Below are 15,748 nucleotides of genomic sequence, written 5' to 3'. Positions count from 1 at the left end.
ATGATGTCATCTTTAACTACGTCCCGCGCCCCAAAAAAGACGCCGTTCACCCTCGGACGCATCTGGGATCAGTTCGGCATGCTGGTGGTTTTTGCCGTGCTGTTTATCGGGTGTGCGGTGTTTGTGCCGAACTTTGCCTCCTTCGTCAATATGAAGGGGCTGGGTCTGGCGATCTCCATGTCCGGCATGGTGGCGTGCGGCATGCTGTTCTGCCTGGCGTCCGGGGATTTTGACCTCTCCGTCGCGTCCGTGATTGCCTGCGCCGGTGTCACCACCGCGGTGGTGATTAACCTCAGCGAAAGCCTGTGGATTGGCGTATTCGCCGGTCTATTGCTTGGCGTTGCCAGCGGTTTTATTAACGGTTTTGTCATTGCCCGTTTGAAAATCAACGCCCTGATCACCACCCTGGCGACAATGCAAATTGTGCGCGGGCTGGCGTATATCATTTCCGATGGCAAAGCCGTTGGTATTGAAGACGAACGCTTCTTTACCCTTGGTTATGCCAACTGGCTGGGCTTGCCTGCGCCTATCTGGCTGACGGTCGGTTGCCTGATTATTTTCGGCTTCCTGCTTAACAAAACCACCTTTGGCCGCAACACGCTGGCGATTGGCGGTAATGAAGAGGCCGCGCGGCTGGCGGGTGTCCCGGTGGTGCGCACCAAAATTATCATCTTTGTGTTGTCGGGCCTGGTGTCGGCGGCGGCCGGGATTATCCTCGCCTCGCGTATGACCAGCGGCCAGCCGATGACCTCTATCGGTTATGAACTGATTGTGATTTCGGCCTGTGTGCTGGGTGGGGTTTCTCTTAAAGGTGGGATCGGCAAAATTTCATACGTTGTGGCGGGGATTTTAATTCTCGGCACGGTGGAAAACGCCATGAACCTGCTGAACATCTCTCCCTTCTCACAATACGTGGTTCGCGGCCTGATCCTGCTTGCAGCGGTGATTTTCGACCGTTACAAACAGAAAGCTAAGCGCACCGTCTGAGGCTAAGCGCTTAAATTTTAAACACAACCTTCCCGTTTACTTCTCCCCCTTACCAGCCGTTAATCCGGCTGGTAAGTCATGCTTAAAATGGCGAGCAGCGTCACACTGTCTATACTTACATGGCTAATGATAATGAGACGTTAGTGAAAAACGGCTCACACGATGACTGTAAGGAGGAAACCAGGGTGGAAGACGCGTTATCTGTACCGCCTCTCATTTCCGGTAATTTTGCCTTTTTTTTCGATTTGGATGGCACTCTCGCTGACATTAAACCGCGCCCGGATGACGTATTTATCCCGGAGCAAGTGCTGACCACACTTTCATTGCTTGCAAAGATGAATAACGGGGCGCTGGCGTTGATTTCAGGGCGTTCAATTAACGAGCTTGACGCGCTTGTTAAACCTTATCGCTTCCCGCTGGCCGGGGTGCATGGGGCAGAGCGCCGCGATATCAATGGTCAAACCGAGCGCGTGACATTACCGAAAGAGGTGTTAATTCCGCTGGAGCAGGCGCTCCGGCACGGGCTGGCGTCCCTTGACGGCGTGCAGCTCGAAGCTAAAGGGATGGCGTTTGCCTTGCACTATCGTCAGGCACCGCAGCATGAAGAGGCGGTTTTTGCACTGGCTCGATACATGGTTGAGGAGTTCCCGCAACTGGCGATGCAGCCGGGCAAATGCGTGGTTGAACTCAAACCATCGGGGATTCATAAGGGCGCGGCGATTGAAGCTTTTCTGCGCACGCCGCCCTTCACCGGCAGGAAACCGGTGTTTCTGGGTGACGATCTAACCGATGAGCATGGTTTTAAAACCGTTAATCAACTTGGCGGTATCTCGATCAAAGTCGGTACAGGCGCGACACAAGCGCAGTGGCGGCTTGCCGACGTCGGGGATGTTTATCAATGGCTGGAACGTGTAACCCATCAACAACAACAAGAAAAGGCGCTAACAAACAGGAGAGATGGCTATGAGTCGCTTAGTCGTAGTATCTAATCGTATTGCACCGCCTGATGACAAAAAGGCCAGCGCTGGCGGGCTGGCTGTGGGGATTATGGGCGCATTGAAAGCCACCGGCGGGCTGTGGTTTGGCTGGAGCGGTGAGATCGGTGACGAAGACGCACCGTTGAAAAAAGTGACCAAGGGCAATATCACCTGGGCTTCTTTTAACCTGAGTGAAGAGCATCACGAGCAGTATTATTCCCAGTTCTCGAATGCCGTATTATGGCCTGCTTTCCACTACCGTCTGGATCTGGTCAAGTTCCAGCGCGAAGCCTGGGACGGCTATCAGGAAGTGAACGCTCTGCTGGCAGACAAACTGCTGCCGCTGCTGAAAGAAGACGACATTCTGTGGATCCACGATTACCATCTGCTGCCGTTTGCCAGTGAGCTGCGTAAACGCGGCGTGAATAATCAAATCGGCTTCTTCCTGCATATTCCTTTCCCGACGCCGGAAATCTTCAATGCGCTACCGCCGTATGCGGAGCTGCTGGAAGCGCTGTGCGATTACGATCTGCTTGGCTTCCAGACCGAAAGTGACCGTCTGGCGTTCCTCGATAGCCTCTCCATGCAGACAAGGTTGAGCACGCGCAACGGTAAAGAACATACGGCGTGGGGGAAAAACTTCCGCACCGAAGTTTACCCGATCGGTATCGAACCGAACGAAATTGCCCAGCAGGCCGCTGGCCCGCTACCGGCAAAACTGGCGCAGCTGAAAAACGAGCTGAAGAATGTGAAGAACATCTTCTCCGTTGAGCGCCTGGATTACTCCAAAGGCTTGCCGGAACGCTTCCTGGCCTATGAAACCCTGCTGGAGAAGTTCCCGCAGCATCACGGCAAAATCCGTTATACGCAGATTGCACCCACCTCCCGTGGCGAAGTGCAGGCCTATCAGGATATTCGTCACCAACTGGAGACGGAAGCCGGGCGCATTAACGGCAAATATGGTCAGCTTGGCTGGACGCCGCTTTACTACCTCAACCAGCATTTTGATCGCAAAGTGTTGATGAAAGTGTTCCGCTACGCGGAAGTAGGGCTGGTGACGCCGCTGCGGGATGGCATGAACCTGGTGGCGAAAGAGTATGTTGCCGCGCAGGATCCACAAAACCCCGGCGTACTGGTGTTGTCACAATTTGCGGGTGCGGCTAATGAGCTGACCTCGGCGCTGATCGTCAACCCGTACGATCGTGATGATGTTGCCGCCGCGCTGGACAGAGCACTGCGCATGCCGCTGGCAGAGCGTATTTCACGCCACGCTGAAATGCTGAAAGTCATCACGGAAAACGATATTGACCACTGGCAGCAGAGGTTTATCAGCGACCTAAAGCAAATCACGCCACGTAGCGCGCAAAGCCAGCTACAAAATAAAGTGGCGACGTTTCCCAAACTAGCCTGATAAACAAACGCCCCCCATCATGATGGGGGCGTTTTACTCTCTAAGGGATACCAGCAGCACATCCACTTCACTGGTTTGCACAATGCTCTTTGCTGAGCAAGCGGCACGCGATAAAAACGTCTGATTATGATTCCCGCACACCACTAAATCGACGCTCTGCGTCCGGCAAGTGTGCAGAATATGCTCGCTTAATTCCCCCGACGCGATAATGGCACGCTCGACAGGATAACCGGCGTTGTTAATTAACTGATCGAGAAATTGTTGCGTCTCTTCCTGCAACATCTCACGCACATTTTCCATCATCGGTGCGGCGAGTTGGTTATAGAGTTCCGGGTCGGCAGCGAAGGTAATCAGGCTGATGCGGGCGTTAAAAGGGCGGGCAATATCAACGGCTTTTGCCAACAGTTGCTGGCTCTCAGGCGTGACGGCTACGGCGACCAGAAGATGCGCATACGTCATGACGTCTTCCCCCTTGAAATCAAATTTTTCTCACCATTACTCTGTTTCAGCAGCCAGTGCAACCCGTGAATATTTCAGCTATGTGAAGGCTATCATAAATATTCATTAATTATTCTTACGTAACGGCATGGCTGGAGTTTGACCATGTTAATTGATTTTAACAACTAAACCTAAATTCGCAGGAATTGAGCATATATTGTTAAATTATAAATCGCAGCAATTAACAAAAATGAAATGGTAACCCAGGTTGACTAATTAGCTGTGCTTAAATCTTAATGCATTGTTTTAAATGCCTTTTTATTTTCGTGTCTGCAAGAGACACGCCGGGCGAAATGTTAACACTCTCCCATGCTGACCCTCTGACTATTTATCGTTTCTGACGCTTTGTTTTGCCCGAATATTCGTTGTCAAGGAATAGAAATGAGGTTGGATAGAATAAAAAATCATCAAATCACAAGCCATACTGATAGATTTCTTGCCCATAATCACTTAAATTATGTGACGTGGATCACAAAAATTTCAAATTTTCGCACTGGTCAGATTGTATGTAGAAGCACCTACGAGTACAGTTGCGTCGAATTAGGAAAAATCTTAGTTCTTTGTAAGAAATGATTAAGAGCGTAGCAAGGCATTAACATTTGAGCGAAGCGCCTTGTTCGCGAAATCCTAAGTCAGTTATGCATTTAGCCTTTCTTTTTTATACCGGGTTTTTTCCCGGCGACATCACGGGGTGCGGTTACGCCGCATAAGATACAAGTTGGTTATTCGGGATGGGAAAAATGCATACATCCGAGTTGCTGAAACACGTTTATGACATCAATTTGTCGTATTTACTTCTTGCTCAGCGTTTGATTAGTCAGGACAAAGCGTCCGCAATGTTCCGCCTTGGTATTAACGAAGAAATGGCAACCACGTTGGGTGAGTTGACCCTGCCGCAAATGGTTAAATTGGCTGAAACCAATCAGCTTATCTGCCAGTTCCGTTTTGACAATCATCAGACCATCACTCGTCTGACCCAAGAATCTCGCGTGGATGATTTACAGCAAGTCCACACCGGTATTTTACTTTCAACGCGCTTGCTTAACGAATCAGCAAAAAACGGCGACGCGGCCAGGAAGAAAAGGGCATAACAATGGGTGAGAAAAGCATTGTTCAGGAAGCACGCGATATTCAGTTAGCGATGGAACTGATTACGCTGGGTGCGCGTTTACAAATGCTGGAGAGTGAGACGCAACTTAGCCGTGGTCGTCTTATCAAACTGTATAAAGAGTTACGTGGTAGCCCGCCGCCAAAAGGCATGCTGCCATTCTCCACCGACTGGTTTATGACCTGGGAACAAAATATCCACGCGTCGATGTTCTGCAACGCCTGGCAATTTCTGTTAAAAACCGGTCTTTGCAGCGGCGTTGACGCGGTCATCAAAGCCTACCGACTTTATCTCGAACAATGTCCTCACTCTGACGAAGGACCACTGCTGGCGCTGACTCGCGCCTGGACGCTGGTTCGTTTCGTGGAAAGCGGATTGCTGGAGTTGTCACGCTGTAATTGCTGCGGTGGTAATTTCATTACCCATGCGCATCAGCCTGTTGGAAGCTTTGCCTGTAGTTTGTGCCAGCCGCCGTCTCGCGCGGTAAAAAGACGTAAACTTTCCCAGGAAGCTGCCGATATTATTCCACAACTGCTGGATGAACAGATCGATCAGGCTGTTTAACCGAATCAGGTGGATAAAAAACTCCAGCAGCGGTGCAGTAATGCCGCTGCTTTTTTTTGCCTGCCATTCGAGTAAACCCTGCGAAAAGTTTCTCCCGAGCCTTAGTCATTAGCAGAAGGATGATGTCGTGCTTATCGTATTAGGTTACCTGGTTGTTCTTGGTGCAGTCTTAGGCGGTTATGTAATGACCGGTGGTCACCTTGGAGCACTATATCAACCGTCAGAACTGATCATCATCGGCGGGGCGGGTCTTGGTGCATTCATTGTGGGCAACAACGGAAAAGCCATCAAAGGAACGCTGAAAGCGCTGCCTTTGCTGTTTCGCCGTTCAAAGTACACCAAAAGTATGTATATGGACTTGCTGGCGCTGCTCTATCGCCTGATGGCGAAGTCGCGTCAACAAGGGATGTTCTCGCTGGAACGGGATATTGAAAACCCGACTGAGAGCGAGATTTTTGCCAGCTACCCGCGCATCCTGGCGGATGCCACCATGCTGGAATTCATTGTCGATTACCTGCGTCTGATAATCAGCGGCAACATGAACACCTTCGAAATCGAAGCGTTGATGGACGAAGAGATCGAAACCCACGAAAGCGAAGCGGAAGTTCCGGCCAACGCGCTGGCGATGGTAGGTGATTCACTTCCGGCGTTCGGTATCGTGGCGGCGGTCATGGGGGTGGTTCACGCCCTGGCGTCGGCCGATCGTCCGGCGGCTGAACTTGGTGCGCTTATCGCTCACGCGATGGTGGGAACCTTCCTCGGGATCCTGTTGGCGTATGGGTTTATCTCGCCGCTGGCCTGCGTGTTACGCCAGAAGAGCGCGGAAACCGCCAAGATGATGCAGTGCGTAAAAATCACGCTGCTGTCGAACCTGAACGGTTATGCGCCGCCGATTGCCGTCGAATTTGGGCGTAAAACGCTGTACTCCAGCGAGCGTCCATCGTTTATCGAACTGGATGAACACGTACGTGCGGTCAGAAATCCTAACCAACAGACGACCACCGAGGACGCATGAAAAACCAGTCCCATCCGATCGTCGTAGTCAGACGTAAAAAACATAAAGGCCATGGTGGCGGCGCGCACGGCTCCTGGAAGATAGCCTACGCCGACTTTATGACGGCGATGATGGCGTTTTTCCTGGTGATGTGGCTGATTTCTATCTCCAGCCCGAAAGAACTTATCCAGATTGCGGAGTATTTCCGCACGCCGCTGGCTACTGCGGTGACCGGCGGGCCGAGGATTTCAAACAGCGACAGCCCGATCCCGGGCGGTGGCGATGACTACACACAGCAACAAGGCGAAGTGCAAAAACAGCCCAACATTGACGACCTGAAACGCCGCATGGAGCAGTCGCGCCTGAGTAAACTGCGCGGCGATCTGGATCAGTTAATTGAGGCCGATCCGAAACTGCGCGCGCTGCGCCCGCATTTAAAAATCGACCTCGTTCAGGAAGGGCTGCGCATTCAGATTATCGACAGCCAGAACCGGCCAATGTTTAAAACCGGCAGCGCCGACGTCGAACCTTACATGCGCGATATTTTACGGGCGATTGCGCCAGTACTGAACGGCATTCCGAACAAAGTGAGCCTCTCCGGCCACACCGATGATGCGCCTTACGCCAACGGCGACAAAGGCTACAGCAACTGGGAGCTTTCCGCCGATCGCGCTAACGCGTCGCGTCGTGAACTGGTTGCCGGTGGGCTTGATGACGGCAAAGTGCTGCGTGTTGTCGGCATGGCCGCCACCATGCGCCTGGCCGATCGCGGCCCCGATGACGCCATCAACCGTCGAATTAGTCTTTTGGTACTCAATCAGCAGGCAGAAGCGGCCATTCTGCATGAGAACGCCGAGAGTCAGAGTGCGCCAATAAGCGCGATTACACAGCCAGAGCCAGCGGCGTCAGCCTCTGCGCCCGCGTCAGCGGCTCCGGCGGCAGTTCCCACATCGCCACAAGCCAATCCGAGGTGATAGCGTGAGCATGGATATTAGTGATTTTTATCAGACATTCTTTGATGAGGCCGACGAACTGTTGGCCGATATGGAACAACATTTATTGGATCTGGTGCCGGAAGCGCCGGATTCAGAACAGCTCAACGCCATCTTCCGTGCTGCACACTCTATAAAAGGCGGCGCGGGGACATTCGGCTTTACCATCTTGCAGGAAACCACGCACCTGATGGAAAACCTGCTTGATGAAGCCCGGCGTGGTGAAATGCAGCTTAACACCGACATCATCAACCTGTTTTTGGAAACCAAAGATATCATGCAGGAACAGCTCGACGCCTATAAAAGCTCGCAAGAGCCGGACGCTGCCAGCTTCGAATATATCTGCAACGCCCTGCGCCAGCTGGCGCTGGAAGCAAAAGGAGAGGGTGTTCCTGCGACCGCGAATGGCGCAATACTCTCCGTTGTAGAGAGTGCTGCGCTTGCCGCCGAAACCGCACCGGCTGCCGCCAATGACGGCAAGCTGCGCATTATTCTGTCGCGCCTGAAAGAGAGTGAAGTCGGGCTGCTGGAAGAAGAACTGGGCAACCTCGGCACCCTGAGCGATGTGGTCAAAGGGGCCGACAGCCTGAGCGTCACCATCGACGGCGGTATCAGCGAAGACGACATCATTGCGGTGTTGTGCTTTGTGATTGAAGCCGATCAGATTGCCTTTGAAAAAGCATCACCCGCCGCCGTTGAAGAGATGGCTGAAGCGGTAGCTGAAGTGACAGAAACCCCGGCTGAAGCTGCCCTCCCGGCCGTGAAACCGGCGGCGGCACCGGCGCTGAAAGCGGTGGCGAAAGAGCATCCGGCGGGCCGTGAAAAACCCGCGCGCGGTAGTGAATCCACCAGCATCCGCGTGGCGGTAGAAAAAGTCGATCAACTGATAAACCTGGTCGGCGAACTGGTTATCACCCAGTCGATGCTGGCCCAGCGCTCCAATGAACTGGATCCAGTCACTCATGGCGACCTGATCACCAGCATGAGCCAGTTGCAGCGTAACGCCCGCGACTTGCAGGAATCGGTGATGTCGATTCGTATGATGCCGATGGAATATGTCTTCAGCCGCTTCCCGCGTCTGGTGCGTGACCTGGCAAGCAAGCTTGATAAGCAAGTGGAACTGACCTTACAGGGCAGCTCAACCGAACTGGATAAGAGCCTGATCGAACGCATTATCGATCCGTTAACGCACCTGGTGCGTAACAGCCTTGACCACGGTATCGAAACGCCACAAAAACGCGTCGAAGCCGGGAAGTCACCGATTGGTAACCTGATTCTTTCTGCCGAACACCAGGGCGGCAACATCTGCATCGAAGTGACCGACGACGGCGCAGGCCTTAATCGCGAGCGTATCCTGGCGAAAGCGCTCTCTCAGGGCATGGCGGTCAATGAAAATATGACCGACGAAGAAGTGGGGATGCTGATTTTCGCCCCTGGCTTCTCCACCGCGGAACAAGTTACCGACGTTTCCGGCCGTGGTGTCGGCATGGACGTGGTTAAACGTAACATCCAGGAGATGGGCGGCCACGTAGAGATCAAATCGAAGCAGGGCACTGGCACCACGATCCGTATCCTGCTGCCGTTGACGCTGGCGATTCTCGACGGCATGTCGGTGAAAGTGAATAACGAAGTCTTTATTCTGCCGCTCAACGCCGTGATGGAATCATTGCAGCCGAGCGAAGAAGACCTACATCCGCTGGCGGGCGGCGAGCGCGTGCTGGAAGTGCGCGGTGAATACCTGCCGCTGGTTGAGCTGTGGAAAGTGTTTGACGTCATGGGCGCGAAAACCGAAGCCACGCAGGGGATCGTCGTTATTCTGCAAAGCGCAGGTCGTCGCTATGCACTGTTGGTCGATCAGCTGATTGGTCAGCACCAGGTGGTCGTGAAAAACCTGGAAAGTAACTATCGCAAAGTGCCGGGGATTTCTGCCGCCACCATCCTGGGTGATGGTAGCGTCGCGCTGATCGTTGATGTATCAGCGTTGCAGGGGTTGAATCGTGAACATCGTATGGCGCATACAGCCGCCTGATTTAGTTAAGAAGGTATAAAACATGACCGGTATGAGTAATGTAGCAAAACTGGCGGGCGAGCCATCGGGTCAGGAGTTCCTGGTATTTACCCTGGGTGATGAAGAGTACGGCATCGATATTCTGAAAGTGCAGGAAATTCGTGGCTATGACCAGGTAACCCGCATCGCCAACACCCCGGACTTTATCAAGGGCGTTACCAACCTGCGCGGTGTGATCGTACCGATCGTGGACCTGCGCGTGAAGTTCAGCCAGGGCGAAGTGGAATATAACGAAAACACCGTCGTTATCGTGCTGAACCTCGGCCAGCGCGTGGTCGGTATCGTGGTGGATGGCGTGTCTGACGTGCTGTCGCTGGCGGCGGATCAAATTCGCCCGGCGCCGGAATTTGCTGTGACCCTTTCAACAGAATACCTGACCGGCCTCGGCGCGCTGGGTGACCGTATGCTGATTCTGGTGAACATTGAAAAACTGCTCAACAGCGACGAAATGGCGCTGCTGGACATGGCTGCGACCCACGTAGCGTAACGCTTCAGGCGGGTGATCCTCTCACCCGCCCATCTTTTCTCTCTTCTGTGCCCGTCAACCTATTCTTCAGTCATGCTTAAGTGTGGCTTCAAGTTATCTAATTTATTGTTTTTTACACACTTAAATATATTGAGACAAATATCACATTTTGACGCATATATTCGTTGCAACTAGTCCTGATTACAGCAAAAAGTGGATTTAAGCGTCTGAATTAATTAGTTAAAAATATTAATCCATCCGTTACATTTTTGCGCCTTGCCAGAACTGGTTGAACCCGCCGACGTCATCTAAATTTCAGTTATTCCTGCGTTTTTCAGCTTTTGCATGACTATTTTTCCGCGTGACGCATTGATTGGGCAATGAATAGCACGCGGCATCTTCGGAGGCGTCAACATGAACAAAAAACTGCTTTATGTGCTGGCAAGTGGGGCATTCATCATGGCCGGGCAAAACGCCCATGCAGTCACCAGTAGCGGGACAATCGGGGCAACATTAACCCTGACCAACGGTTGCCTTATCAACGGCTCACCAGGCCAGAATGGCATCAACTTCGGTACGCTGGATTTTGGTACCCATCCGGCGACCTTCTCGCAGCTCACCACGCAATTAACCGGTGCCGGGGGCGGTAACAGCTTCGGCATTCAGTGCACCACCACCGATTACACCGTGCAGATAACCGGTAATACCAACTCCACGGCACCGGGCACGGTTATCGGCACGCCGGGTACACCGGCGCGTTACCTGGTGAATGCGGCCGATACCACCCAAGGCGTGGCCTACAGCCTCTATAGTGATAGCGGTTTCAGTAACGTTATTGCCAACAACACCAACATTCCTCCCGCGTCCACCACCGGCGGCGTCGATAACTATACCCTCTACGGGCGCATCACCGGAGGCGGCGACAGTGTCAGCGTTATCCCGGGTACTTACACCGATACGATTAACGTGAGTGTGACGTACTAACTCTTCCCACATGAGAAAGAACGGCGTGCGTGTTTCCCCGAGGGGAAACCGGACAGGGCTGCGCGTAATTTTGGCGGTGCTGATGATACTGGCGCAACCGGCGGCGCTCGCGGTGACGACACAAACCTTCACCGTGGGCGCAACCATCACGCCAGGCTGCGCCGTGGTCAGCGGCAGCGGCGGGGTGCTCGGCACGCTCAATTTCGGCACCCATTCGGGAGTGGAAAGCGGGCAGGCGAGCACGTCGTTTGTGCCCAACGCGTCACTCTCTCTCGGCTGCACACCTGGCGTTGTGCTCAGCATGAGCGTGAACGGCGGGCAGAACTACTCCACTGTGCGCAATATGCAGCGCAGCGGCGGTACAGAGCGGGTGCCCTATCGTATTTACAGCAACAGTACGCTGGCGGCGAATACCGAAATCGGTGTTAACCAGGCGGTCTCTGTTGCCACCACCAATAGCAATACTATTTCGCTCGCCATTTTTGGCGCAGCGCAACTCACCGGCTTTAGCCCGGCGGGAATGTATACCGATCAACTGACCGTGACATTGTCATGGTAATAAGGGAGAAGGACATGAAGGTCACCTCGTGCGCCCGTGCGGCAGGCTTTTGGCTTGCGGGCGCGCTGATCCTGACGGCGGGAAATGCGCAGGCGGCAGCAACCATTTTGCTCTGGCCAATCGATCCCTGGCTGGGTGCTGATACCAACGCCACGGAGTTGTGGATCCAGAATCAGGGCGAAACGCCCACCACCATGCAGGTGCGCATTGTGCGCTGGTCTCAGGAAGGCGGCCTGGATCGCTACGAGCAACAGAGCGATGTGGTGGCAAGCCCGCCTATCGTGCAAATCGCCAAAGAGAGTAAACAACTGATTCGGCTGATTAAGCAGGCGCAAATTCCACCCAGCAAAGAGCAGGCTTACCGCATTATTGTCGATGAGATCCCCCAGCCCGATAACCCCGACAAACCACAAATTGGCCTGAAGCTGCAAATGCGCTACTCGATCCCGTTATTCGCTTACGGTCAGGGGATCAAAACCTCGGCCAACGGCGCGCATCATGTTTTTGCTGATACGTCAAAGCTGAGCTGGCGCGTAGTGCGTGACGGCGGCCAACCGGCGCTGGAAGTGCGCAACGACGGTAATGTTCATGTTCGGTTGAGTAAAGTCAGCGTGCGACAGGGCGGCCAGAGGCGCCAGGTTGCCGAGGGGTTATTAGGCTATGTTCTGCCCCACAGCGCACGACGCTGGCCGTTACCGGCCGGGGTGAACAATCCATCGGCGCTGAACGCGACGATTAATGCGCGGGAAGGCCAATGGCAGTCGTCCGCGGGCAACTGATTGTACCGGTCACCATGATGCTGTTGGGCAGTTCGGCGTGGGGTCAGCAAGGCGATGATGGGCTACCGCCGCCGCCGGATGCGCGAGCCATTAACCAACAGGCGGTATTTCACCTGTCGCTGGTTATCAACCATTACGACACCCAACAGGTGGTGCCGGTCACCCGGCGGCAGAATGACTTTTACGTCTCCAGCGCCGACTTGCTGCACGCCGGGCTCCCGGCGGAACATCTGCCGCAGGGGGACGTCAATCTTTCGACCCTGGCGGAGGTGCGTACGGAATATGACAGCGAAGGACAGCGCCTGTTATTAACGGTGCCTGAAGAATGGGTACCGGCGCGTTATACCTCTTTTTCCGGCGATGCCCGGCGCAGCGAACCGAAATATGGTCAGGGCGCGTTACTGAATTACGACGTTTATACCAGCAACACGGAGCATATTGGCGGGCAGGCGTCCCTGTGGCATGAGTTTCGCTACTTCAACGGGAACGGCGTGCTCTCTTCCACCGGCTCGATGCGCAAAACCCTCTCCGGCTCGCTGCGCCAGCATGAGGGTTACGTGCGTTATGACACCACACTCACCTTTAGCGATGAAGATAACGCCATCCAGTGGGATGTCGGGGATGTTATCTCCGAAGCGTTAACCTGGAGCAGCAGCGTGCGCATGGGCGGCCTGCGTTACGGGCGTGATTTCTCCCTGCGCCCGGACCTGGTCACCTGGCCGCTGCCGGTGTTTTCCGGTGAAGCGGCGGTGCCAACCTCGGTTGATGTCTTTATCAATGGCTATCGCGCGGGGAACACCCAGCTACAGCCCGGGCCATTTTCGCTAACCAATATGCCCTATATCAACGGGGCGGGGGATGCGGTCCTGGTCACCACCGATGCCCTCGGGCGGCAGGTCAGCACGACGCTGCCGTTTTATGTCGCCAGCGATCTGCTAAAGCCGGGGCTGAGCGATGGTGCGATAACCCTGGGTTCTTTGCGGCGCAATTACGGTATTGATAATTTTGATTACGGACCGCTGGTGGGCAGCGGCTCGTACCGCTACGGCGTCACCGATTACCTGACCCTTGAAGGGCACGGCGAAGCGGCGGAGTCGCTGGCGCTCGGCGGTGTGGGGGCGGTGGTTAAACCTGGACGACTCGGCGTGGTGAACGGGGCGTGGACGCAAAGCCGCATGTATGGCGATGGCGGCAATCAACTGAACTGGGGCTACCAATACAGCACCAATCTGTTCAGCGTCAGTACTCAGCACAGCCGTCGCAACCGCCAATTCGGCAACCTTGCGCTCTACGACCAGCGCGCGAGCTACAACGACATGCAGCGTAACGGCCAGCGGCCAATTGCCAGCCTGAGCCGCAATACCGACCAGTATTCGCTGACCGTTAATATGGGGGATTTCGGCAACGTCGGGGCGGCGTGGATTGGCGTGCGCAGTTTTGATAGTGACAAAACCGAACTGCTGAATCTCTCGTGGAGCCGTAATCTCTGGGGCAGCAGCAGCCTGTATCTTGCCGCCAGTCGCGATAACCAGCGGGGTGACTGGACTTTCGCCATGTCGTTGCAAATTCCGCTGAGCGCCAGTGACAGTGCCGCCATCAGCATGGAAAGAACGCCGGATGCGGGCAGCACGCAGCGTATCAACTACTACCATGCGATGCCGACCGACGGCGGTTTTAGCTGGAACGCGGCGCTGGCTCGCCAGTCGCAAAATAAAACGTACCAGCAGGGCACGCTGGGCTGGCGCAACAATGATGTGGAATTGCAGGGTGGCGCATACGGCGAAAGCGGCATGATGACCTGGTGGGGTGAAGCGCTGGGGTCGGTGGTGCTGATGGATGGCCAGGTGTTCGCCGCCAACCGTATCAACGACGCCTTTGCGGTGATCAGCACCGGCGGGCATGCCGGGGTGCCGGTGAACTATGAAAACCAGCCGGTTGGGGTAACTGATAACGATGGTTATTTACTGGTTAGCGGCGTGTCGGCCTACTATCCGGCCAGCTACAGCATTAATACGTTGAACCTTCCGGCAGATACCCAGCTAAAAGAGACGGAGCGCAAAATTGCCCTGCGCCGCCACAGCGGTTATCTGGTTGAGTTCCCGATGGTGCAGGAACGCGTCGCCAGCGTGATCCTCCATGACGAACAGGGGCTGGATATTGCGCCAGGCAGCCAGGTTGAACGCGCGGGCAAAGAGACCGCCGTTGTCGGCTATGACGGCATCGCCTGGCTGGAAAATCTTGATGACGCAAACGCCTTACATGTGCGCCTGCCGGAGGGCGGAAGCTGCGAGGCCGCTTTTACCCTTGACGCCAACCCTGAACATAAATTGCAGACCTACGGGCCGCTTACCTGCCGGAGGAACCCATAATGCGTCGGCTTCTCTTCTTATTATTACTGCTCTGCTCCAGTCAGGTCTGGGCGGCGTGTACCGTCAGCACCACCAATGGCGCGTTCGGCACCGTCACCTCGTTTGTGCTTAATTCAACGGCGCAAAATACCACCGCCAACCTGATTGTGCGCTGCGATGCGGCGCTTAACTTACTGACCAATGACTCAGTCACGCTGACGCTGACGGGTGCGACGGCCACCGCCACCAATCGCGGGGCGATGAGGCGCAGTGATAATGCCGCCGTGACGGACAGCATCCCCGTTCGTGTCTGCGGACAGGCGAACTGCGCCAATAACAGCGAGGCGACCATTGGCGGCACCAGCTATACCTGGAGCGGCCCGACGCTGCTGGCACTGCTTGGCTCGAAAACCTATACCTTGCCGCTCTATTTTCTGACGGTGCCGGGGCAGAATGTCTCCGCTGGGCCTTACCTGGTCACGCTGAATTTTAGTGTCGCCTACAACGTCTGTTCGGTCGGCCTGCTGGGATTGTGTACCACGGCGCAAACGGGTACGGCGGCCACCAGCCTGCAACTGACCGGCACCAGCACCAATGACTGCACAACCATCAACGCGCCGAATGTGAATTTTGGTAGCGCGCCACTGGTACGTAACTTCCCGACCGTCTCGCAATCCATTGCCATTACCTGCACCAAAGGCAGCACCTATACCGTTGGCATTAATAATGGCGGCTATGCCAGCGGCAATGTGCGCAATATGGCGAGTGGCAGTAACCGCCTGAGTTATGAGATTTATAAAGGCGCGACCACCAACCGCTGGGGCAGCGTGGGCACCGAGCGCTGGTCGAGCGGTGTCTCCTCGCAGGTGAGCAGCGATGGTCTGCTTCGCACTTATCACTACACCGCGCAGGTGCTGACGACGCAAACCACGCCGCCGGGCGGTACCTACAGCGATACATTGACTGTCGATATCGCGTTTTAAGTGCAAATTTAATTCCCTTTCGCAAATGTA

The 15,748-nt window shown here is 54.7% G+C and carries 15 protein-coding genes; 14 read left to right on the top strand and 1 reads right to left on the bottom strand.

The window, feature by feature from the left end; genetic code table 11:
• Positions 1–3 precede the first annotated feature (3 nt).
• The 3 genes from araH to otsA all read left to right on the top strand — a co-directional run bounded on the left by araH (position 4) and on the right by otsA (position 3,375).
• Positions 4–987 (top strand): L-arabinose ABC transporter permease AraH, encoded by a 984-nt coding sequence (araH, locus tag Q5705_16120; protein WLI76103.1) that lies wholly within the window; start codon positions 4–6, stop codon positions 985–987.
• 185 nt (positions 988–1,172) lie between these two features.
• Entirely contained in the window at positions 1,173–1,976 is an 804-nt protein-coding gene (gene otsB / locus Q5705_16115; protein ID WLI76102.1) for a trehalose-phosphatase, read from the top strand.
• Entirely contained in the window at positions 1,951–3,375 is a 1,425-nt protein-coding gene (gene otsA, locus Q5705_16110) for an alpha,alpha-trehalose-phosphate synthase (protein WLI76101.1), read from the top strand. The genes otsB and otsA overlap by 26 nt, the downstream gene beginning before the upstream one ends.
• Positions 3,376–3,408: 33 nt before the next feature.
• On the opposite strand, the gene uspC is transcribed toward otsA, so the two are convergent.
• Positions 3,409–3,834, bottom strand: a complete 426-nt coding sequence (uspC, locus tag Q5705_16105; GenBank protein WLI76100.1) for a universal stress protein UspC — start codon at positions 3,832–3,834, stop codon at positions 3,409–3,411.
• A gap of 779 nt (positions 3,835–4,613) precedes the next feature.
• On the opposite strand from uspC, the gene flhD reads away from it, so the two are divergent.
• The 11 genes from flhD to Q5705_16050 all read left to right on the top strand — a co-directional run bounded on the left by flhD (position 4,614) and on the right by Q5705_16050 (position 15,718).
• Complete coding sequence (gene flhD, locus Q5705_16100) at positions 4,614–4,964, top strand: flagellar transcriptional regulator FlhD (GenBank protein WLI79045.1); 351 nt, start codon at positions 4,614–4,616, stop codon at positions 4,962–4,964.
• 2 nt (positions 4,965–4,966) lie between these two features.
• Positions 4,967–5,545: a flagellar transcriptional regulator FlhC gene (gene flhC / locus Q5705_16095; GenBank protein ID WLI76099.1), complete on the top strand. Its 579-nt coding sequence runs from the start codon at positions 4,967–4,969 to the stop codon at positions 5,543–5,545.
• 127 nt (positions 5,546–5,672) lie between these two features.
• A complete protein-coding gene (gene motA / locus Q5705_16090; protein WLI76098.1) occupies positions 5,673–6,560 on the top strand; it encodes a flagellar motor stator protein MotA in 888 nt (295 codons plus the stop codon).
• Positions 6,557–7,513, top strand: a complete 957-nt coding sequence (motB, locus tag Q5705_16085) for a flagellar motor protein MotB (GenBank protein WLI76097.1) — start codon at positions 6,557–6,559, stop codon at positions 7,511–7,513. Before motA ends, motB begins: the two co-directional genes overlap by 4 nt.
• A 4-nt stretch (positions 7,514–7,517) precedes the next feature.
• Positions 7,518–9,560, top strand: coding sequence for a chemotaxis protein CheA (cheA, locus tag Q5705_16080; GenBank protein WLI76096.1), 2,043 nt, complete (start codon positions 7,518–7,520; stop codon positions 9,558–9,560).
• Between the two features lie 22 nt (positions 9,561–9,582).
• A complete protein-coding gene (cheW, locus tag Q5705_16075) occupies positions 9,583–10,086 on the top strand; it encodes a chemotaxis protein CheW (protein WLI76095.1) in 504 nt (167 codons plus the stop codon).
• Between the two features lie 393 nt (positions 10,087–10,479).
• The gene (locus Q5705_16070) at positions 10,480–11,049 is read left to right on the top strand and encodes a spore coat protein U domain-containing protein (protein WLI76094.1); all 570 of its coding nucleotides are present in this window, start codon (positions 10,480–10,482) and stop codon (positions 11,047–11,049) included.
• A gap of 82 nt (positions 11,050–11,131) precedes the next feature.
• Complete coding sequence (locus Q5705_16065; protein WLI76093.1) at positions 11,132–11,608, top strand: spore coat U domain-containing protein; 477 nt, start codon at positions 11,132–11,134, stop codon at positions 11,606–11,608.
• A 14-nt stretch (positions 11,609–11,622) separates the two neighbouring features.
• Complete coding sequence (locus Q5705_16060; GenBank protein WLI76092.1) at positions 11,623–12,387, top strand: molecular chaperone; 765 nt, start codon at positions 11,623–11,625, stop codon at positions 12,385–12,387.
• Positions 12,363–14,756, top strand: a complete 2,394-nt coding sequence (locus tag Q5705_16055) for a fimbria/pilus outer membrane usher protein (protein ID WLI76091.1) — start codon at positions 12,363–12,365, stop codon at positions 14,754–14,756. The genes Q5705_16060 and Q5705_16055 overlap by 25 nt, the downstream gene beginning before the upstream one ends.
• Positions 14,756–15,718, top strand: coding sequence for a spore coat protein U domain-containing protein (locus Q5705_16050; protein ID WLI76090.1), 963 nt, complete (start codon positions 14,756–14,758; stop codon positions 15,716–15,718). Before Q5705_16055 ends, Q5705_16050 begins: the two co-directional genes overlap by 1 nt.
• The last annotated feature ends 30 nt before the right edge of the window (positions 15,719–15,748 follow it).

Source organism: Kosakonia sp. H02, assembly GCA_030704225.1.
Classification (GTDB): Bacteria; Pseudomonadota; Gammaproteobacteria; order Enterobacterales; family Enterobacteriaceae; genus Kosakonia.
Note: the sequence above shows the minus strand (reverse complement) of the source record. Positions and strands in the feature narration are given on the sequence as shown.

Bases quoted from the DNA above. Each gene is read 5' to 3' on its own strand.
- araH (WLI76103.1), top strand. From the start codon at position 4: ATGTCATCTTTAACTACGTCCCGCGCCCCAAAAAAGACGCCGTTCACC.
- otsA (WLI76101.1), top strand. From the start codon at position 1,951: ATGAGTCGCTTAGTCGTAGTATCTAATCGTATTGCACCGCCTGATGAC.
- uspC (WLI76100.1), bottom strand. From the start codon at position 3,834: ATGACGTATGCGCATCTTCTGGTCGCCGTAGCCGTCACGCCTGAGAGC.
- flhD (WLI79045.1), top strand. From the start codon at position 4,614: ATGCATACATCCGAGTTGCTGAAACACGTTTATGACATCAATTTGTCG.
- flhC (WLI76099.1), top strand. From the start codon at position 4,967: ATGGGTGAGAAAAGCATTGTTCAGGAAGCACGCGATATTCAGTTAGCG.
- motB (WLI76097.1), top strand. From the start codon at position 6,557: ATGAAAAACCAGTCCCATCCGATCGTCGTAGTCAGACGTAAAAAACAT.
- cheW (WLI76095.1), top strand. From the start codon at position 9,583: ATGACCGGTATGAGTAATGTAGCAAAACTGGCGGGCGAGCCATCGGGT.
- Q5705_16070 (WLI76094.1), top strand. From the start codon at position 10,480: ATGAACAAAAAACTGCTTTATGTGCTGGCAAGTGGGGCATTCATCATG.
- Q5705_16065 (WLI76093.1), top strand. From the start codon at position 11,132: ATGATACTGGCGCAACCGGCGGCGCTCGCGGTGACGACACAAACCTTC.
- Q5705_16060 (WLI76092.1), top strand. From the start codon at position 11,623: ATGAAGGTCACCTCGTGCGCCCGTGCGGCAGGCTTTTGGCTTGCGGGC.
- Q5705_16055 (WLI76091.1), top strand. From the start codon at position 12,363: ATGGCAGTCGTCCGCGGGCAACTGATTGTACCGGTCACCATGATGCTG.
- Q5705_16050 (WLI76090.1), top strand. From the start codon at position 14,756: ATGCGTCGGCTTCTCTTCTTATTATTACTGCTCTGCTCCAGTCAGGTC.